The organism is Hirschia litorea, from assembly GCF_042665075.1.
GTDB classification, from domain to species: Bacteria; Pseudomonadota; Alphaproteobacteria; order Caulobacterales; family Hyphomonadaceae; genus Hirschia; species Hirschia litorea.
In genome coordinates this window covers 732,382-750,363 of record NZ_JBHTBR010000005.1, presented here as the reverse complement: position 1 = coordinate 750,363, position 17,982 = coordinate 732,382, and the positions used below count along the sequence as shown (strand labels likewise).

The following is a 17,982-nucleotide window of genomic DNA, read 5'->3' as shown; positions in this document are numbered from 1 at the left end:
AACCATTCAGCGCGATGATCCAAAGCTAATATTCTCACACTTTGGAGTGTCTCAAGCTATGCTCAAATTTAAGAAACAAGATGCAATCTCTGCCCAAGTGCAAGAAATGCAACGCGCAGCTGTATCCCCTGCATGGCTTTCTGAACTCGTTCCCCTCATCGGAGCATGTGCCAGAGGAGAAGATGTTTCTAGTTTCACTGGGCCTCCAGAAATTGCAGCCGCATTTAGAAAGGCTAGCCAACTCGTTCAAGAGAAAGCCGCCAGCGCTGCTGAACAAAACGAAAAATACGCTGCGAATACAGCAGATATTATCGCAAGCATGGGCATCACCAAACAAGAGATCAATAATGTTGCCACGGCTGCTCAGTCTATGTCAGCTGCAATTGAAGAAATGAACGTCAATATCAGCACGGTCACACGCACATCTGATGACGCAGCCTCCACACTAAATAATTGTTCAAATCTTGCGTCGGATGGTGCAAAAAATACACAATTAACCGCCGAGCACATGGAACGTGTAGATACGTCTGTTCGGGCGGCATCTAAGCGCGTTGATAGCCTTGCACGCGCATCTGAACAGATCGGTGATATTGTTCAAACAATATCTGATATCGCAAACCAAACCAATCTCCTTGCGCTAAACGCTACTATCGAAGCGGCACGTGCTGGTGAAGCAGGTCGTGGATTTGCTGTTGTGGCGTCAGAGGTAAAAGAGCTTTCAAACCAAACAGCTCAAGCTACCAAAGATATCTCGCTCCGTATCAATTCCCTTCAAGAGGAAGTGGAAGCTATTCTTGAAGCTATGCAGGCCTCCTCCACAGCAGTGAAAGATGGACGCGTTGCATGTGATGAAGCAACAGAGAAAGTACGCGCGACCGCTTCTGAAATTCTTGATGGTGCAGAACTCACGCGGCAGATAGCGCAAAACCTTGGCGAACAAAGTGCGGCAACCCGTGAAATCTCACAGAACATTGTTAAAATCGCTCAAAGCAGCAGCCAAGCTGAACAACGTATTGATGCAACAAATAAGACTATTATGAGCTCTGATAAGCTTGCTTCGGCTTTTAAAGCAAACAAAAAGAACTAGGTGAAATCTAAAACAAAGGGGAGCCAATAAGCTCCCCTTTTCTATGCTTTACTTTACGCTCTCAATCGCAGCTTTTTGTAGCGCGAACAATTGTTTACACCCCGCATCAGCAAGATCACTCATTGCGAGGAATTCATCGCGGGAAAACGGGCGCTCTTCACCTGTCCCCTGCACTTCGATAATCCGTCCATCTGAAGACATGATGAAGTTAGCATCCACCATCGCATTGCTGTCTTCTGCATAATCTAGGTCAAGTACAGGGACGTCTTGATACACACCACATGATATTGCGGCAGCTTGTGCAATCAATGGACTTGTCTCAATAACGCCTTCTTCTTTGAGGTAGTTTAAAGCGATAGCAAGCGCGACATATCCACCCGTGATAGCCGCTGTTCGTGTTCCGCCGTCCGCTTGAATTACATCACAGTCAATCGTGATCTGGTTTTCACCAAGCGCTTCAAGATCAGTCACTGAGCGCAAAGCGCGCCCAATAAGGCGTTGGATTTCTTGAGTACGACCTGACTGTTTTCCTGAGGCCGCTTCACGACGTCCGCGCGTGTGTGTTGCGCGAGGCAACATACCATATTCGGCTGTAACCCAACCTTTACCAGACCCCTTCATCCAGCGCGGAACATCTTTTTCCCATGACGCAGTACAAAGCACATGTGTATGACCGAACTTGACGAGACATGAGCCTTCCGCATAACGCGATTGACCTACTTCCAAACTTACCTCTCTGAGATTTTCGGGGCTACGTTTAGAAGGGCGTTCAAATTGTGTCATGGTCTCTCATCCTGTTAGGAGCCTACACCAATAATTCAAGAAATCAGGTTTTGAAAATATGGTAGGTTTTACGTATAATGTGTGTAATTGCGATACAGGAAACCTCTATGGTTTGGCAATGCAACGAATTCCCATTGCATCTTAATCGAACCATTCTTACTGTTATAGAGACATGAAAGATCACCCCTCCTCCCACACCACGTTATCTGCGATGGATGAACGCTCACGGTTGATATTCCGCGAGATCGTGGACGCATATCTGGAAACAGGGGATCCGGTAGGTTCACGCACAATATCCAGACGCGGCATCAGCCTCTCGCCCGCCTCAATTCGAAACGTAATGGCAGACCTTGCTGAATTGGGTTTACTCGACAGCCCGCACTCCTCTGCTGGGCGAATGCCAACACACCAAGGCCTACGGTTGTTTGTAGACGGATTGATGGAAGTTAAGCGCATGAAGCTTCCTCCCGCTGACAAGCGACGTATCCAGCAAAGACTTTCAGCTGCTCAAGGGCGTCCCCCTGAAGATTTTCTAGGTGAAGCATCGGAAATGCTCTCTGGTTTGGTGGGGGGTGCCGGCCTTGTCGCTAGCCCCAAAAGCAATGCTTCAGCCGTTAAACATGTGGAATTCGTATCCATCGGCCCCAGCCAAGCATTGGCTATTATTGTGAGCGAGGATGAAGACGTTGAAAACCGTCTTCTTAATGTCCCAGTTGGAATGCCGGTTTCCGCATTGCAGGAAGCGAGCAATTATTTAAATGCACGCATGCGCGGACGCACGCTCGCTGAAGTGCGGAAAGACGTTTTAACGGAAATTCGCGATAAAAAAGCACAATTAGATGAAACAGCCAGCTCTCTTGTCGAAGCCGGCCTTGCACATTGGACAGGCGAAGACCCTGACCGAGGTCGCTCTCTTATTATTCGCGGGCGCGCAAATTTGCTTGGCGACGACCAGTTAGCAGAAGATATTAATAAGGTCAGGGATCTGTTCTCATACCTCGATAAAACAGAAAGTCTTATAAAAGTTTTGGACGAAGCACGTGATGCTGAAGGTGTTCGCCTGTTTATAGGTGCAGAAAATAAACTTTTTAGCCTCTCGGGTTCAAGTGTTATCGTCGCACCCTATATGAATTCTGATCGCAAAGTAGTAGGAGCGTTGGGTGTTATTGGTCCAACTCGACTAAACTATGCACGCGTCATTCCTATGGTGGATTATACGGCGCAAGTTGTAGGTAGATTATTGAATGGCGGACCGGCCGAAGAAATAGAGGATAAGCGATGAGCGAAGATACGCAAACGCCAGAGAACGAACCAGAAGCAGTCGACACGCAAGATGCAGCTGAGAACGCACAAGCTGATGCCGCGGCGAGTGAAGCTGCACCTGAGATTGACGAAAAAGACGCACGGATTGCTGAACTTGAAGCAGAACGCAATGCCTTAAAAGATCAACTCGTTCGAAACCTCGCAGATATGGAAAACTTGCGTAAGCGCACTGAAAAACAAGTCGCTGAGTCACGCATTTACGCTGTTGAGAAATTTGCATCAGATCTTCTGTCTGTTTCTGACAATATGTCCCGTGCATTGAGCACAATTACTGACGACGCGAAGGCAGACCTTTCCGAGCAAGGTAAAGGTCTTCTTGCTGGTATCGAAATGACTCAAAAAGAATTGCACACAGCTTTTGCACGTAATGGTGTTGTAGCTGTAGATGCTGCTCCAGGCGCAAGCTTTGATCCAAACTTCCATCAGGCAATTACACAAGTCCCTTCAGATCAACCAAGTGGTACAGTCGCCGAGACATTCCAATCGGGTTGGAAAATTGGTGACAGAACACTTCGCGCTGCAATGGTAGCGGTAAGTTCCGGTGGTGGTGCGCAAGCCAAAACCGATACAAGCGAAAATGCATAATAAGCTTAGATGCTAAAATGAAAAACGGCAGAACTTACTCATCTAAGTTCTGCCGTTTTGTTTTATAGTCAAAATAAACTCGGTTTGTGTGAAACCAAAATTATTCTGGAATCGTATCACCTATACCCGCTTGGCGACGTATTGAGAGATATTCCCTACCCCAAACTCGCAAAGCTTCGAGCACTGGGCCAAGCTGTCTACCGCGCTCAGTTAAGACGTAATCATATCGTACAGGGCGTGTTTGATATTCTTTTTTCTCCAGAACACCTGCTGCGACGAGTTTTTTTAATCGCTGCGCCAAGACGTGACGGGTAATGCCAAGGTTTTTTTGCAGATCGTCAAACTTGCTAACACCTAAAAAACAATCGCGTACGATCAGAAGCGTCCACCGATCCCCTACAATCGATGTTGCCCGCGCGACGGGACACCAGTCATCTGATAATTGATCCCATTTCATATCGCACCATTATAAATCTGATTTGGCGTTATCTCAAACACATCAATGCGCCTGACCGAAGTTTATTTATGCCTGAATTAGGTCCGCCGCGATAGCGAGTTCTCTAAGGTTTGCTTCTGGGCGTGGACCATAGTGAGAAATCACTTCACTCGCTGCAAGATGACCTAAACGCGCACATGTTTCTAAGTTTACACCTTGGCTCAAACCAAAGAAGAAACCACCCGCATACGCATCCCCTGCTCCAGTTGCATCAACAACTTTATCAAGTGGTTTAGTGGGAACATTCATGCGTGTTTTTGAATCAACAACAACAGAGCCTTTAGAAGAGCGCGTGATTGCTGCAAACTCTGTCTCTGCTTTCAACATATCAACAGCAGCGTCAAAATCATCTGTCTCGTACAACGCAAGCAATTCTTCTTCATTTGCAAACACGAGATCTACATAATTTTTCACAAGGTGACGAAACGCGTCTCTGTGACGTTCGACGCAAAACACGTCAGACATTGTCACAGCAACTTTACGCCCTGCAGCTTTTGCTATTTCAGCGGCGCGCACGAATGCTGTTTTTGCAGCCGGTTTATCGAAGAGATACCCCTCAAGATATAGCCATTCAGATTGCTCGATAAGGTCTTGGTCTACATCTTCAGCTGCAAATTCTGTTGACGCACCAAGGAAGGTGTTCATTGAACGCTCACCATCAGGTGTAACTGCTATCATACAGCGTGCCGTTGCAACGCTATCAACCAGAGGAGACCCAGAGAAAACAGCCCCAATACGCTCCATGTCATTCACATAGGCAGCACCGATTTCGTCATTAGCAACCTTACCCATAAAGGCTGCTTTTGCACCAAAACTCAGTAAACAAGCGATAGTATTACCTGCGGAACCACCTGACGTTTCAACACGGTCTTCTGGCAATGCAGAATAAAGATAATCTGTTCGCTCTTGATCAATCAAATTCATGCGCGCTTTAGCAATGTCTTTATCAATAAGAAACTGATCATCAACACTCGCGATTACGTCCATAATCGCATTGCCCAAAGCAATCACATCAAATTTTGTTTCGGTCATTATGTTGGCTCCAGATATCAATACAAATCGCTATGGCTTACAATTAAAGACTTGTTATATGCCTGCCTACCACATCGACAAGCCGATTAATGCCGCATTCGGAGAAAAACCATGAAATTTGCCTTTTTAGCTTGTGAAACAACTCTGCCCGACATGCCAATGCGCCGTGTCGATGCATTTGAGTTCGATTTACAATTTGGTGGTTTACGAAATGCGCTTGAAACACGCGGGCACACATTGGTTGCTCTCGATTGGAAGAATGAGATTGAGGCCTTTAAACCATTTGATGCTGTGGTCGTAGGAACACCTTGGAATTATCAAGATTTTCAATCTCAATTTCTAGACACATTAAAGGCAATAGAAGGACTAGGCGTTCGATTATACAATACGGCTGAACTTATTCATTGGAACATCAACAAATCTTACTTAAAAGACCTTGCGAAACTCGGTGCCAAAACTGTGCCTACACGCTGGGTGGAAAAACCTACAAAGCATGATGTCCGAGCTGTTTTTGAAGAATATGATACCTCTCATATTGTCCTAAAGCGCCAAGTAGGTGCTGGCTCATTTGGACAAAAACTATTCCAACGAGATGAAACTTTGCCTGAAGGTGTATTACTCGATCGACCAGCGATGATCCAACCCTTTCTTCCTGCGATTCAAACAGAGGGTGAGTATTCTTTTATATTTATTGATGGCGCGTTTTCACATGCACTTTTAAAACAACCAAAATCTGGCGACTATCGCATCCAAAGCAGCTATGGCGGCACTGAAAAAATTGTCTCTCCGACACAAGCTGATATTGATGTTGCGCAGAAAAATTTATCCCTAATCCCATATGGTATGCCGCTTTACGCCCGCGTTGATCTCCTGCGGGGATATGAAGGGGAGCTACTTCTCATGGAATTAGAAATGATTGAACCATATCTGTACATTAAAGAAGGCCCCCATGTTAGCGAGCTTTACGCGGAAGCATTGATAAAAAGAGCCGATAGTTAAGCTGTTTTTTCTTTGAATTTGCAGAGATCATAAATTGCACACATGTCGCATTTAGGTTTACGCGCAACACAGACATATCGTCCGTGTAGAATCAGCCAATGATGCGCGCCTTTTTTAAAGGTTTCCGGTACAACACGCTCAAGCAAATCCTCGACCTGATCGGGATTATTCCCCGGAGCAAGTCCGGTACGGTTAGAGACACGAAAAATATGTGTATCCACGGCGATCGTCGGCTGCCCGAAAGCTTCATTTAAAACCACATTTGCAGTTTTGCGCCCTACACCGGGTAGAAGAACCAATTCTTCGCGCGTTTGGGGGACCTGCCCACCGAAATCATCAATAATCATTTTAGATAATGCGACGACATTTTTTGCTTTATTGCGCCAAAGGCCAATCGTTTTGATATAATCAGCCACTCCCGCCTCCCCCAGTGCAAGCATAGCTTGAGGAGTATCAGCAACAGCGAATAAAAGACGTGTCGCTTTGTTCACACCAACATCCGTCGCTTGTGCTGACAACGCGACGGCAACAACCAATGTGAAAGGAGAATTATATTCTAATTCAGTTTCAGGATTTGGCCTGTCGTCAGCCAATTTCACAAACATTTCCAAAATCGCGTCACGTGTGAGACGGCTACGCGGTTTTGAGACACGCTTTTTCTTGTGCTTTGGTGCTTCTTTTGACGCTGTAGATTTTGCTTTTGAAACCGCAGACATACCTGACACCTAGATTGTTGAACTCTTCGACAATATGCTTATCTCAATGCAAAGATAGCAAGTGATTAACCCCAATGAATCCGCAAATGATGCAAGACACTTCCAAGATATACATGGATGCCACGCTGCGACCTTCACGTTCCCTCTCCAATCGGGGGTTTATCTATCTAGTTATATTGCTTGCATGTCTGAGTGTCGCCACAAGTTTAGCATTTCTTCCCTATGGTTTTTTTATCGTCATGGGATTTCTCGCTATTGATCTTATAATTTTATGGGGCGTCTTCTCCGCAAACAATAAAAATCTATCTCAACGTACCTTTGTAACGATTACATCAGACCTTCTAACCGTTCGCCATATAGATCCAAAAGGTGTAGAGACATCTGCCAGCTTACCGACTGCATTTGCGCGTGCATCTCTTGCTGGAGATACCAATGAAACAAATCAATATGTCAAGTTGACTAGCTCCGGACAGGCATATGCAATAGGACGTTTCTTAACACCCAAAGAACGTCAGTCATTTTTGGCGTCGATTAGTCAAGCACTGCAAGCTGCGCGCAATGAAAGATATAGCTAAAATACAATGGTGATCCTGTGACTCTCTTCATAATCATTTTAATTAGCCTCGCCGCATGGGGCGCTTATATCTTATTCCGGTATAAAAGCGTGGAATCAGACGCATATGAAATCTTCAATGCGCTTAAAGGCGAACGCTTTGATTATGCCCGCTTAGGTCAGGAGAGTTTTGTGGCTATCTACCGTAAGGTACACAATCCATTTGCGCATGTTGTAAACTTTTGCGCAACGATCACAGCCTTAATAGCCCTTCCCGTAATTTTCTTCTTTTCGACGTGGATTTACAATTTTATATGGAATGCGACAGGTCAAATCTCGGATTTGGATGAAGGCTTTGCGCCTTGGTTATTCGCTGTCTCTATCTTGTGTATTTTAGGCTTAATAGGCATCGGCGCAATTTTCGCCCGTCTTTATCATCTCAATCGTCCTAAATCTCTTGAAGACGAAATAAAAATTCAATTGGAAGGTAATTCAACATCATGAGCATTCGCTACCTGCACACAATGGTTAGAGTATCAAACCTTGAGGACAGCCTTACTTTCTACTGTGATGGATTAGGGCTTAAAGAAGTAGATCGTCATGAAAGCGAACAGGGCAAATTTACTAATGTTTTCCTTGCCTCACCTGATGATATTGCTGCATGTGAAACACCACCCAAAGAAGGCCTAACAGTAGGACTACCTGTTATTGAGCTAACATATAATTGGACACCAGAAGATTATAAAGGCGGTCGCAACTTCGGTCATCTTGCATATGAGGTCGATGATATCTATGCGATGTGTGCCAAACTTGAAAAAATGGGCATAACTATAAACCGCCCGCCTCGCGATGGTCGCATGGCTTTTATGCGGTCTCCCGATCAAATATCAATTGAATTGCTACAAAAGGGTGAACCACTTCCACCGGCAGAGCCTTGGGTATCTGCACCAAATATTGGGGAATGGTAATGCTCAAACATCTCGTATTAACATCAGCGCTGTGCATCAGCCTTACAGCATGCGCGCAAGAAGCTGACAAGAAATTGGATGTGACTCCTAAACCAGAACCTACGCCTATTTCAGCGGAAATTGGTATGAAGGGTGAAGGATGGAGAAAAATATCTCCTGAAAACCTTGTGCTGATGGATACCAAATACGGACAAATCGTAATTGAACTCAATCCAGAATTTGCCCCAGGCCATGTAAAACGCTTCCAAGATATGGTCAAAGCGCGCGCCTATAACGGACAAGAGTTTTATCGTGTAATTGATGGTTTTGTTGCCCAAGGTGGCATCAACACTATTGATAAGAAATGGCCACCTATTGAGATAGAAGTTGAACAACCCTTAGGAGACGGGACCAATATTCAACTTTTGGGCAATGACGATCTATTTGCACCAGAAGTTGGTTTCCAGAATGGTTTTGCAGTTGGACTTGATCGAGAAATAGATAAAAAATGGCTTTTGCATTGTCCCGGTGCTTTAGCAATGGCACGGGATTCTGATCCCAATACTGGTGGTACTGATTTCTATATTGTTCTGGATGCTCAACGCTATCTTGATCGCAATCTAACTGTCTTTGGTCGTGTTATTTCTGGAATGCAATATGTCCAAAAGCTTCAACGTGGCGATAAAGATATTGCAAGTGGAGTTATCCAAGCGCCCCAAAAAGGCGATCAAATCATCTCCGCAAAACTTGCCTCTGAACTAGAGCCAAATGAACAACCAAATTACGAAGTTATGCACACAGATACACCCGCTTTCATGAATAAGATAAATTCAAAACGCGTTCAATCTGATCCATTCTTCTTCAACACACCTCCGCAAGTCGTCGATGTTTGCGATATGGACGTGCCTACTGAATTGGTAGATTTCTAAATTTAACGCTAGAGACCCAACACGTCGCGCATGGAGTAAAATCCTGGCGGCTGTTGGATCGCCCACTGTCCAGCACGCAACGCACCTCGTGCAAATATGTTGCGGTCTAATGCGGTGTGGCGCAGGCTGACAAGCTCATCATCAGACCCAAACATCACCTCATGGTCGCCAATAACCCCCCCTGCTCTACGCACAGAAAATCCTATCTTACCAGTTTCTCTTTCACCCGTAATTCCATCATAAGGGGGTGATTGAAGATCCTTTAGTGGCGCTTTACGACCATTTGCTGCAGCTTCACCCAGCATAAGCGCCGTGCCTGACGGAGCATCTACTTTACGGCGATGATGTGTTTCTAGGATTTCAATATCCCAGTCATCTCCAAGACGGGCTGCTGCTTGTTCCACAAGCGCTGTCACAAGATTTACGCCAAGTGAAAAGTTACCTGCCTTTACAATAGCAAAGCGCTTTGAAAATTCACGCAAGGCAGCTTCTTCAGCTTCGTTAAAGCCTGTTGTTCCGATGATAATTGCGCGTACGCCTGTTAGATCAAGCGCAGTCATCGCAGCCAAAGTAGAGGTCGGTGCAGTGAAATCAATCCAGATATCAGCTTCTTTAGCAACTTCTGCTGCTGATAATCCCGCCTTGATATTCAAAGGTTGGATGCCTGCAAGCACGCCAATATCTTTATCCAATTCACCAGACCCGGGGCGCTCCGTACCTCCAACGACCTCACAGCCATCTTCCGTTATGCAAGTGCGTACTAAGGATTGCCCCATACGACCCGCAACTCCAGCGATAGCTATTTTATGAGACATTTCAAAAGCGCCCTATATCAGTTCACGATGTTATAAAATTAATCCGCGTTCGCAGACGCATCAAAAAAGCTCTTAACGCGACTCATAAATCCCTGATGCTCTGGATTCGTCGTTTCGCTACAGCTTTCTGAAAATTCTCTCAGCAGTTCTTTTTGTTTCGATGATAAGTTTCGTGGTGTTTCAACAAACAGCTCCACATACAAATCTCCGCGTTGGCCAGAACGTAAGGATGGCATGCCCTTACCTTTCAAGCGCATACGTTTACCTGTTTGTGCACCTTCTGGAATGGTTATACGAGCACGGCTCCCACCAATTGTCGGCATTTCAATTTCACCACCCAAGGCAGCTTTGCAAAACGGAACGGGTGCGCGTGCATAAAGGTTTGGACCATCACGTTCAAATAAATCGTGCTCATCAATCGTTACAAAAATATAGAGATCGCCTTTAGGGCCGCCAAGCGTGCCTGCTTCTCCCTCACCTTGCAAACGAATGCGCTGACCATCCTCTATTCCAGCAGGAATATTGATATCTAACTTGCGCTTCGCATGAACATTCCCGCGTCCACCACAGTTTTTACATGGTGTTTTGATTATCGTTCCACGCCCCTGACATGTCGCACAAGTGCGCTCCATGGTGAAAAAACCCTGCTGTGCGCGTACGCGGCCCGCACCATGACATGTCGTACACGTTACGGGGGAAGATCCTGGAGCTGCACCAGAGCCCTCACAAGGTTCACATGTCTCTGTCGTTGGTATCTCTATATCAGCTTGCTTACCATTAAATGCTTCTTCCAGCGTAATGGTGTAATCATAACGAAGGTCTGACCCACGTGTTGCGCCACCTCGACCTCCGCCGCCGCCCTGACGACCGCCAAAGAAATCTGCGAAAATATCACTGAACACATCTTCTGGACGTTGGCCGCCAAAGCCTCCAGCGCCCCCTCCAGCAGATCCCATTCCACCCTGCTCGTATGCAGCACGACCAACACGATCATAAGCGGCGCGTTTTTGAGGGTCAGATAAACACTCATAAGCAGAAGAAACTTCTTTGAACTTTGCTTCAGCAGACGGGTCATCTGGATTACGGTCAGGGTGATACTTCATCGCCTTCTTACGAAAAGCCGATTTAAGCTCTTTCTCGTTCACGTTTCTAGAAACGCCTAGAAGTTCATAATAATCAGTATCGCTCATGCGTCGTTCTTTTCTCGTACATCAGTAAATTGCGTGTAAGCGCATCGCCAACTAAGGACATAACTTATGTTGGGTGACCAACCATTTTTGACAAGAGGCAAGCAAAAAGCATTCCTCGTATCTCTAATGCTAAATAATAAAGCAGCTTTAAACGCCATAAAGGCTGCGAGTACAATAACGCACCGCAGCCTTCACGTTCACGAAGCAAAGCTCCGCGCTATTTAAAGCCTAGCTTTTTGCGTCGCCGTCAACTTCTTCAAAGTCAGCATCAACAACATCGTCGTCATCAGAAGAAGCATCTTTCGCAGCGTCTTTTGCTGCATCAGCGTGAGCATCACTCTCTTGTGCAGCAGCGTAAATGGCTTCACCCATTTTCATTGATGCTTCTGTAAGTGCTTGCGTTTTCGCTTGAATATCAGCCGTGTCGTCTGTTTCCAACGCAGCCTTCAGAGCATCACGTGCAGCTTCAATTTCTGCTTTTACTTCAGCAGGAATTTTATCGCCGTGCTCTTCAAGTTGCTTGTCAGTTCCATCGACAAGAGACTCACCATTGTTTTTAGCTTCAACAGCTTCACGTTTGGCTTTATCTGCATCAGCATTCGCTTCAGCATCTTTCACCATGTTCTGAATCTCGTCGTCTGAAAGACCACCAGAAGCTTGGATAGTGATTTGTTGCTCTTTACCAGTTGCTTTGTCTTTCGCAGACACAGACACGATACCGTTGGCGTCGATGTCGAATGTCACTTCAATTTGTGGCATTCCGCGTGGTGCTGGTGGAATACCTTCAAGGTTGAAGTTACCAAGCACTTTGTTGTCAGCAGCCATCTCACGCTCACCTTGGAGAACGCGGATTGTCACAGCAGCCTGATTGTCTTCAGCTGTTGAGAATGTCTGAGACTTTTTCGTTGGAATTGTCGTGTTACGGTCAATAAGACGCGTGAACACGCCACCAAGTGTTTCAATACCCAATGATAGCGGTGTCACATCAAGAAGAACAACATCTTTCACGTCACCTTGAAGCACACCAGCTTGGATAGCTGCACCAATCGCCACAACTTCATCAGGGTTCACACCCTTGTGTGGGTCTTTACCGAAGAATTTTTTCACTTCTTCTTGGACTTTAGGCATACGCGTCATACCACCCACGAGAACGACATCATCGATCTCAGCAGCAGATTTACCAGCGTCAGCAAGTGCTTTCTTACATGGCTCAATAGTACGTTTCACAAGGTCAGCAACCATGCTTTCGTATTTGGCGCGTGTAAGTTTCAAATTGAGGTGCTCAGGACCAGCAGAGCTCATAGAAATAAACGGCAAGTTCACTTCGTAAGATGCAGAAGAAGAAAGCTCTTTCTTCGCTTTCTCAGCTTCTTCTTTCAAACGTTGTAGCGCTTGTTTGTCTTTCTTAAGGTCAATGCCTTTGTCTTTTTTGAACTCGTCAGCAAGGTAATCCACGATCCGAAGGTCAAAGTCTTCACCACCAAGGAATGTGTCACCATTTGTTGACAACACTTCAAACACACCATCACCAATCTCAAGGATGGACACATCGAATGTACCACCACCAAGGTCGTATACGGCGATTGTTTTACCGTCTGATTTCTCTAGACCATAAGCCAAAGCAGCAGCTGTCGGCTCGTTGATAATACGCTTCACATCAAGACCCGCAATACGGCCAGCATCTTTCGTGGCCTGACGTTGCGCATCGTTAAAGTAAGCAGGAACAGTGATAACTGCTTCAGTGACTGTCTCACCGAGGAAGTCTTCTGCTGTTTCTTTCATCTTTTGAAGAATGAAAGCTGAAATCTCTTGTGGCGCGTAATCTTTATCACGGCCTTTTACCCAAGCATCACCATTTGCACCTTTAACAATTTTAAAAGGTGACATTTCTTGGTCTTTTGCCACTGTCGGGTCAGAAAATTGACGACCGATCAGACGCTTAATCGCGTAGAATGTGTGCTCTGAATTCATTACAGCCTGACGTACAGCCGGAAGACCGATCATACGCTCGCCGTCTTCGCGAAAAGCTACAACAGATGGTGTTGTACGTGCGCCTTCAGCGTTTGCAATAACTTTTGCTTGTCCGCCATCCATGACGGCCACACAAGAGTTAGTTGTACCGAGGTCGATCCCGATAATTTTTCCCATATTGTTCTCTCTCATTCCTTAGATATTGGCGGCCGCCCTTGCCCGAAATGGGCCCTTACTTCTGCGGCGCCCGGTTCAGGCGGTCCCCTAAAAAATTAAACACAGCTTGATTTTCATAAAAAAGCCAGGCTCGTAAGCCCATATGGGGTTCAATTCTTCAGGCTCAATAGGCAAAGTCACTTTTCCGTGATGCAGATTATTAATTTGAGTTATTAGACACATGATTGACGGTCTTCAATACTTACCAAACTACCTTTCCCGTGATGCACAGGAGGAGCTAGTAGATATTGTTCGTAAACAATTGAATAATAACCCGTTTTATACTCCTAGAATGCCTAGAAGCGCACAACCTTTTTCCGTTAAAATGACCAATTTGGGTACACTTGGATGGGTTTCTGATATTTCTGGTTACCGTTATGAAAAAATACACCCAGAAACTCAAAAAACATGGCCAAGCATTCCGCGCGCCTTAATGAGCATATGGGAGGCGCTGGCGCAATACCCAAATCCACCTGAAGCCTGCTTGGTTAATTATTATGATGTAAATGCCAAAATGGGATTGCATACCGATAGTGACGAACAGGATATAAAAGCGCCTGTAATATCCATTTCTCTGGGCGACAGCGCCCGTTTTAGAATTGGTGGCCTGTCTCGCAAAGATCCTACAAAGTCTTTCAAAATAAATTCTGGCGATATCATCATTCTTGGCGGCGCTGCTCGCATGGCCTTCCACGGAATTGATCGCATATATGGCGGCAGCTCTACCCTGTTAAAAAATGGTGGGAGACTGAATTTAACGCTAAGGCGTGTGAACAAATAAAAGGTCAAACGCCGAGGAACTATCTGGTCTGCATATAAACCGATATCGCGCGCAGTAAATCCTGATTGCTACCGTTAACCCCTGTCATGGAATACGCGTAATCAGGTAATTTGGCAAAATGGTTGGCAGTTTTCCCGAGGGCAAATTTACCATTGGATAAAACATCATGCACTGGTTGATAGGGAATAAATTCTACTATTTCACCACCATTTTCTAACTTAACCAATCTGGCTATTTCCAGCGCTTCCCATGGAATGGTGGTATCATAATTTTTAATAAATAGACCCTCGGGTGAAACGCGCACCATAACAGGCAGAAAAATCAATCTGTATAAAGCAATAAAGAATACGATGACTGCCCCACATCCAATCAGGGCCATCCAGTATTTCAAATCAGCTGGTACATCGTGTTGATACCATAAAATAAGGCCCGCTGCGGCAAACACAACGGACCCTATTGTAATCAAAAATGAACCCAACCGACTTGCTTTAAATTCAAAAACTTCGGTTGGCATCTTCTAAACCTTATAAAATATACTTCGAAAGATCAGTGTTCGCCGCGTAACCAGAAACCTTTTCACGCACATAATCAGCAGTAATTACAAAGCTTTCACCATTTCGGTCTGGAGCAGTAAAAGAGATTTCTTCAAGCAAACGCTCAAGCACAGTGTGTAAACGGCGCGCACCAATATTTTCTACCGTGTCATTCACCTGAACAGCAATTTCAGCAATGGCATCAATTGAGCTTTCATCAAACTCAATCGTCATGCCTTCCGCACCAATCAAAGCAACATATTGCTTGATTAAACTTGCTTCTGGTTCCGTAAGAATACGTTTGAAATCTTCATGCGTAAGCCCGCGCAATTCCACACGAATTGGCAAACGCCCTTGTAGCTCGGGCAAAAGATCAGATGGCTTAGAAACATGGAAAGCACCTGATGCGATAAACAAAATATAGTCTGTTTTCACAGCACCATGTTTGGTTGCAACAGTTGTACCTTCAATAAGTGGCAATAAATCGCGTTGGACACCCTCACGCGAAACACCTGCACCGCCCTGCTCTTGGCGAGCTGCCACTTTGTCGATCTCATCGAGGAATACAATTCCCTCTTCTTCAACAAGTTTTATTGCATCGCGCACCACCGCGTCCTGATCGACAAGCTTGTCGCTTTCTTCGTCAATCAATGGACGATACGCATCCTTTACCGTTGTTTTGACACTGCGTGTACGACCGCCAAAACCTTTACCCAACAAATCTCCTAAATTGAGCATTCCCATACTCGCACCAGGTTGCCCGGGAATTTCCATGGATTGCATTGGCGAGGCATTGTCGGCGATATCAATTTCAATCTCTTTGTCGTCCAGCGCACCAGAGCGTAATTTGGCTTGAAAAGAGTCGCGTGTACTTTCTTTTGCATCAGCACCAACAAGCGCATCAATAACACGTGCTTCAGCAGCGCTTTCGGCGCGCGCTTTGACATCATTGCGCTTTTCTTCTTTCACCATTGCGATCGCTGCTTCTACAAGATCACGGATGATTTGCTCAACATCACGGCCCACATAACCAACTTCAGTAAATTTGGTTGCCTCTACTTTAATAAAGGGAGCCTGTGCCAATTTCGCTAAACGGCGCGAAATCTCTGTTTTACCGACCCCTGTGGGTCCAATCATCAATATGTTCTTAGGCGTAACCTCTTCACGCAATTCATCGCTCAATTGCTTGCGGCGCCAGCGGTTGCGAAGCGCAAGTGCAACAGCGCGTTTCGCATCGGCCTGCCCTACGATAAAACGATCAAGTTCGGATACGATTTCGCGAGGAGAAAATTCAGTCATTTTAGGCCTTATTATTTATCTTTGCCGCTAAGCACATGTTCAGGGGGAAATAAGCGGCCCCATACACCGCTATCAGGAATAAACTTCAACACGCCATTGCGTGCGGTTTTCCAACCAGCACCCAATAAAACAACACTTCCCCCAACTATAACCAGTGGAAGTGCAATCATTTCTACACCCGACAGACCTGATTTCTGAACAAGCGAGAAAACGACTAATGTAAATGTGATCAATCCAGAGAATATCAAGGCGCGTCTATTAAGCGCCAATGACAATACGCCAACCCCTAGCAATCCAATCAACATCATCACCGATGAACCTTGTTCGGATAAAACGCTATCGCCCATAATCATAAACCGCATTCCCAACATGATTTGAGGTGCAGCCGCGAGATGAAGCCAAAATGCATTGTCAGATTGAATTGTGCGTCGCGCTGGATCACGTGCATCAAAAAACATCGCTACTGCCAATGTTGCCAATCCGGCAATCAACATCGCGCTGGCACTTACGCCAGTAAATCCTGCATTCTGAAATGTGAATGTATAGAATAACGCGGCACCAGACATAGCGATCAAAAACAACGCAAAGGGCAATTTAAACCGGAAATAAAAAACCAGAGCAGCAACCGCTCCTGCAAAAATCGACGAATAACTTGTTTCAAATAATTTCTTGAAAACAAGACCAGGAATATCTTCTTCTTGCGCCCCTTGCTGTGCAGCCCGAAGCAGCTCCTGACCAGCATTCTCGGAGAGCAGCTTCACTAGGATGGCACCGACCCCCAACCCCACCATCAGGGAGAAAACAGCCGCTAAGCTCATAGAGGGCAGAAGCAGACGTCTACGCTTGCAGAAATACTCCGCCATCGCCCAAGCTATGCTTGCGACGATGAGTGCGATGCTGGGTCCAATCAAGCTTTTGGGCAAAATGGGCCATGTCACCCACCCAATTAGCAAGGTTGCACCCGCCATCAAAATCATGATGCCGAACGTGAGAAAAATATCATTGAATGACGCTAAAAAGCTAAGATTTTCAGGATCTTCCGAACCATAAGGGTCTCCACCCTTGGCCAAATAACCTTGTAGTTTCTCACCCTGTTCGGGGCTTAAAACTCCATCCTTAATAGCCTTTTCAAGCGCATCCCGTTCAGACATCCAAACTCTCCACGACAAAGTTATTGTTTGTATAAACACATACCTCTGCCGCAATTTCCATAGCCTTACGTCCTAACTTCTCAGCATCTGGTTCATATTCATAAATCGCCCGCGCAGCAGACAATGCATAATTTCCACCAGACCCAATAGCGACCACATCATGCTCAGGCTCCAACACATCGCCCATACCTGTGAGAACTAAAGTTGTGTGCTTGTCTGCAACTATCAGTAATGCTTCAAGTTTTTGAAGATATTTATCTGTGCGCCAATCTTTAGCCAATTCCACTGCAGCGCGCTGTAATTGGCCAGGAAACCGTTCCAATTTCAATTCTAGGCGTTCAAATAGTGTAAAGGCATCTGCTGTTGCGCCTGCAAACCCAGCGATAATATTACCACCTTCACCAATCCGCCGAACCTTACGCGCATTGCCCTTCATGACGGTATTACCCATCGACACTTGACCATCACCGATAATCACAACCCGACCCGGCTTGCGTACAGCTAGAATTGTGGTGCTGTGCCAACTTTGTGGGGAAGAGTCCTGTGTCATGTAAATCTCCTGATTTCAAATTCTTA

At 45.7% G+C, this 17,982-nt stretch carries 20 protein-coding genes; 9 read left to right on the top strand and 11 right to left on the bottom strand.

The features are described from left to right. The first annotated feature begins 58 nt into the window (after positions 1 to 58). A complete protein-coding gene (locus ACFQS8_RS12180) occupies positions 59 to 1,087 on the top strand; it encodes a methyl-accepting chemotaxis protein (protein WP_382167763.1) in 1,029 nt (342 codons plus the stop codon). A 48-nt stretch (positions 1,088 to 1,135) separates the two neighbouring features. On the opposite strand, the gene rph is transcribed toward ACFQS8_RS12180, so the two are convergent. Next, positions 1,136 to 1,870, bottom strand: a complete 735-nt coding sequence (gene rph, locus ACFQS8_RS12175; RefSeq protein WP_382167762.1) for a ribonuclease PH — start codon at positions 1,868 to 1,870, stop codon at positions 1,136 to 1,138. Positions 1,871 to 2,042: 172 nt separating this feature from the next. On the opposite strand from rph, the gene hrcA reads away from it, so the two are divergent. Beyond that, positions 2,043 to 3,152, top strand: coding sequence for a heat-inducible transcriptional repressor HrcA (hrcA, locus tag ACFQS8_RS12170; RefSeq protein WP_382167760.1), 1,110 nt, complete (start codon positions 2,043 to 2,045; stop codon positions 3,150 to 3,152). Further along, positions 3,149 to 3,778, top strand: coding sequence for a nucleotide exchange factor GrpE (gene grpE / locus ACFQS8_RS12165; RefSeq protein WP_382167758.1), 630 nt, complete (start codon positions 3,149 to 3,151; stop codon positions 3,776 to 3,778). The genes hrcA and grpE overlap by 4 nt, the downstream gene beginning before the upstream one ends. A gap of 100 nt (positions 3,779 to 3,878) precedes the next feature. Here grpE and ACFQS8_RS12160 read toward each other — a convergent pair whose 3' ends face one another. Beyond that, complete coding sequence (locus ACFQS8_RS12160) at positions 3,879 to 4,235, bottom strand: winged helix-turn-helix transcriptional regulator (protein ID WP_382167756.1); 357 nt, start codon at positions 4,233 to 4,235, stop codon at positions 3,879 to 3,881. A 66-nt stretch (positions 4,236 to 4,301) separates the two neighbouring features. Beyond that, complete coding sequence (locus ACFQS8_RS12155) at positions 4,302 to 5,306, bottom strand: adenosine kinase (RefSeq protein WP_382167754.1); 1,005 nt, start codon at positions 5,304 to 5,306, stop codon at positions 4,302 to 4,304. Positions 5,307 to 5,417: 111 nt separating this feature from the next. Between ACFQS8_RS12155 and ACFQS8_RS12150 the strand changes: the two genes are divergently transcribed. Further along, entirely contained in the window at positions 5,418 to 6,305 is an 888-nt protein-coding gene (locus ACFQS8_RS12150; RefSeq protein WP_382167752.1) for an ATP-grasp domain-containing protein, read from the top strand. Here the strand turns inward: ACFQS8_RS12150 and nth are convergent. Next, entirely contained in the window at positions 6,302 to 7,021 is a 720-nt protein-coding gene (gene nth / locus ACFQS8_RS12145) for an endonuclease III (protein WP_382167750.1), read from the bottom strand. The genes ACFQS8_RS12150 and nth overlap by 4 nt on opposite strands. Positions 7,022 to 7,107: 86 nt before the next feature. Here nth and ACFQS8_RS12140 point away from each other — a divergent pair, with 86 nt between their 5' ends. Genes ACFQS8_RS12140 through ACFQS8_RS12125 form a run of 4 tightly spaced genes read left to right on the top strand, consistent with a single transcriptional unit; the run spans position 7,108 to position 9,450 of the window. After that, complete coding sequence (locus tag ACFQS8_RS12140) at positions 7,108 to 7,596, top strand: DUF2244 domain-containing protein (protein WP_382167748.1); 489 nt, start codon at positions 7,108 to 7,110, stop codon at positions 7,594 to 7,596. Between the two features lie 17 nt (positions 7,597 to 7,613). Then, positions 7,614 to 8,078 carry a hypothetical protein gene (locus ACFQS8_RS12135; protein WP_382167746.1) on the top strand — a complete coding sequence of 155 codons (465 nt, stop codon included), beginning with the start codon at positions 7,614 to 7,616 and terminating at the stop codon, positions 8,076 to 8,078. A 2-nt stretch (positions 8,079 to 8,080) separates the two neighbouring features. Beyond that, a complete protein-coding gene (locus ACFQS8_RS12130) occupies positions 8,081 to 8,542 on the top strand; it encodes a VOC family protein (RefSeq protein WP_382168617.1) in 462 nt (153 codons plus the stop codon). Next, positions 8,542 to 9,450, top strand: a complete 909-nt coding sequence (locus ACFQS8_RS12125) for a peptidylprolyl isomerase (protein ID WP_382167744.1) — start codon at positions 8,542 to 8,544, stop codon at positions 9,448 to 9,450. The genes ACFQS8_RS12130 and ACFQS8_RS12125 overlap by 1 nt, the downstream gene beginning before the upstream one ends. 8 nt (positions 9,451 to 9,458) lie before the next feature. Here the strand turns inward: ACFQS8_RS12125 and dapB are convergent, their stop codons facing one another. From dapB to dnaK, 3 genes are all read right to left on the bottom strand, one after another. Then, entirely contained in the window at positions 9,459 to 10,265 is an 807-nt protein-coding gene (gene dapB, locus ACFQS8_RS12120; RefSeq protein WP_382167742.1) for a 4-hydroxy-tetrahydrodipicolinate reductase, read from the bottom strand. Positions 10,266 to 10,303: 38 nt separating this feature from the next. Further along, a complete protein-coding gene (gene dnaJ, locus ACFQS8_RS12115; protein ID WP_382167740.1) occupies positions 10,304 to 11,455 on the bottom strand; it encodes a molecular chaperone DnaJ in 1,152 nt (383 codons plus the stop codon). A 228-nt stretch (positions 11,456 to 11,683) separates the two neighbouring features. After that, on the bottom strand, positions 11,684 to 13,603 hold the full coding sequence (dnaK, locus tag ACFQS8_RS12110; protein WP_382167739.1) for a molecular chaperone DnaK: 1,920 nt from the start codon (positions 13,601 to 13,603) through the stop codon (positions 11,684 to 11,686). Positions 13,604 to 13,823: 220 nt separating this feature from the next. Here dnaK and ACFQS8_RS12105 point away from each other — a divergent pair, with 220 nt between their 5' ends. Continuing rightward, the gene (locus tag ACFQS8_RS12105; RefSeq protein ID WP_382167737.1) at positions 13,824 to 14,423 is read left to right on the top strand and encodes an alpha-ketoglutarate-dependent dioxygenase AlkB; all 600 of its coding nucleotides are present in this window, start codon (positions 13,824 to 13,826) and stop codon (positions 14,421 to 14,423) included. Between the two features lie 19 nt (positions 14,424 to 14,442). Here the strand turns inward: ACFQS8_RS12105 and ACFQS8_RS12100 are convergent, their stop codons facing one another. The 4 genes from ACFQS8_RS12100 to hslV are packed head-to-tail and all read right to left on the bottom strand — an operon-like array spanning position 14,443 to position 17,956. Beyond that, complete coding sequence (locus ACFQS8_RS12100) at positions 14,443 to 14,937, bottom strand: hypothetical protein (RefSeq protein ID WP_382167736.1); 495 nt, start codon at positions 14,935 to 14,937, stop codon at positions 14,443 to 14,445. A 10-nt stretch (positions 14,938 to 14,947) separates the two neighbouring features. Then, the gene (gene hslU, locus ACFQS8_RS12095; protein ID WP_382167734.1) at positions 14,948 to 16,255 is read right to left on the bottom strand and encodes an ATP-dependent protease ATPase subunit HslU; all 1,308 of its coding nucleotides are present in this window, start codon (positions 16,253 to 16,255) and stop codon (positions 14,948 to 14,950) included. A gap of 11 nt (positions 16,256 to 16,266) precedes the next feature. Further along, positions 16,267 to 17,406 carry a hypothetical protein gene (locus tag ACFQS8_RS12090; RefSeq protein WP_382167732.1) on the bottom strand — a complete coding sequence of 380 codons (1,140 nt, stop codon included), beginning with the start codon at positions 17,404 to 17,406 and terminating at the stop codon, positions 16,267 to 16,269. After that, positions 17,399 to 17,956: an ATP-dependent protease subunit HslV gene (gene hslV, locus ACFQS8_RS12085; protein ID WP_382167730.1), complete on the bottom strand. Its 558-nt coding sequence runs from the start codon at positions 17,954 to 17,956 to the stop codon at positions 17,399 to 17,401. The genes ACFQS8_RS12090 and hslV overlap by 8 nt, the downstream gene beginning before the upstream one ends. Between the last annotated feature and the right edge of the window lie 26 nt (positions 17,957 to 17,982).

Bases quoted from the DNA above. Each gene is read 5' to 3' on its own strand.
- ACFQS8_RS12180 (WP_382167763.1), top strand. From the start codon at position 59: ATGCTCAAATTTAAGAAACAAGATGCAATCTCTGCCCAAGTGCAAGAA.
- rph (WP_382167762.1), bottom strand. From the start codon at position 1,870: ATGACACAATTTGAACGCCCTTCTAAACGTAGCCCCGAAAATCTCAGA.
- hrcA (WP_382167760.1), top strand. From the start codon at position 2,043: ATGAAAGATCACCCCTCCTCCCACACCACGTTATCTGCGATGGATGAA.
- grpE (WP_382167758.1), top strand. From the start codon at position 3,149: ATGAGCGAAGATACGCAAACGCCAGAGAACGAACCAGAAGCAGTCGAC.
- ACFQS8_RS12160 (WP_382167756.1), bottom strand. From the start codon at position 4,235: ATGAAATGGGATCAATTATCAGATGACTGGTGTCCCGTCGCGCGGGCA.
- ACFQS8_RS12155 (WP_382167754.1), bottom strand. From the start codon at position 5,306: ATGACCGAAACAAAATTTGATGTGATTGCTTTGGGCAATGCGATTATG.
- ACFQS8_RS12150 (WP_382167752.1), top strand. From the start codon at position 5,418: ATGAAATTTGCCTTTTTAGCTTGTGAAACAACTCTGCCCGACATGCCA.
- nth (WP_382167750.1), bottom strand. From the start codon at position 7,021: ATGTCTGCGGTTTCAAAAGCAAAATCTACAGCGTCAAAAGAAGCACCA.
- ACFQS8_RS12140 (WP_382167748.1), top strand. From the start codon at position 7,108: ATGATGCAAGACACTTCCAAGATATACATGGATGCCACGCTGCGACCT.
- ACFQS8_RS12125 (WP_382167744.1), top strand. From the start codon at position 8,542: ATGCTCAAACATCTCGTATTAACATCAGCGCTGTGCATCAGCCTTACA.
- dapB (WP_382167742.1), bottom strand. From the start codon at position 10,265: ATGTCTCATAAAATAGCTATCGCTGGAGTTGCGGGTCGTATGGGGCAA.
- dnaJ (WP_382167740.1), bottom strand. From the start codon at position 11,455: ATGAGCGATACTGATTATTATGAACTTCTAGGCGTTTCTAGAAACGTG.
- dnaK (WP_382167739.1), bottom strand. From the start codon at position 13,603: ATGGGAAAAATTATCGGGATCGACCTCGGTACAACTAACTCTTGTGTG.
- ACFQS8_RS12105 (WP_382167737.1), top strand. From the start codon at position 13,824: ATGATTGACGGTCTTCAATACTTACCAAACTACCTTTCCCGTGATGCA.
- ACFQS8_RS12100 (WP_382167736.1), bottom strand. From the start codon at position 14,937: ATGCCAACCGAAGTTTTTGAATTTAAAGCAAGTCGGTTGGGTTCATTT.
- hslU (WP_382167734.1), bottom strand. From the start codon at position 16,255: ATGACTGAATTTTCTCCTCGCGAAATCGTATCCGAACTTGATCGTTTT.
- ACFQS8_RS12090 (WP_382167732.1), bottom strand. From the start codon at position 17,406: ATGTCTGAACGGGATGCGCTTGAAAAGGCTATTAAGGATGGAGTTTTA.
- hslV (WP_382167730.1), bottom strand. From the start codon at position 17,956: ATGACACAGGACTCTTCCCCACAAAGTTGGCACAGCACCACAATTCTA.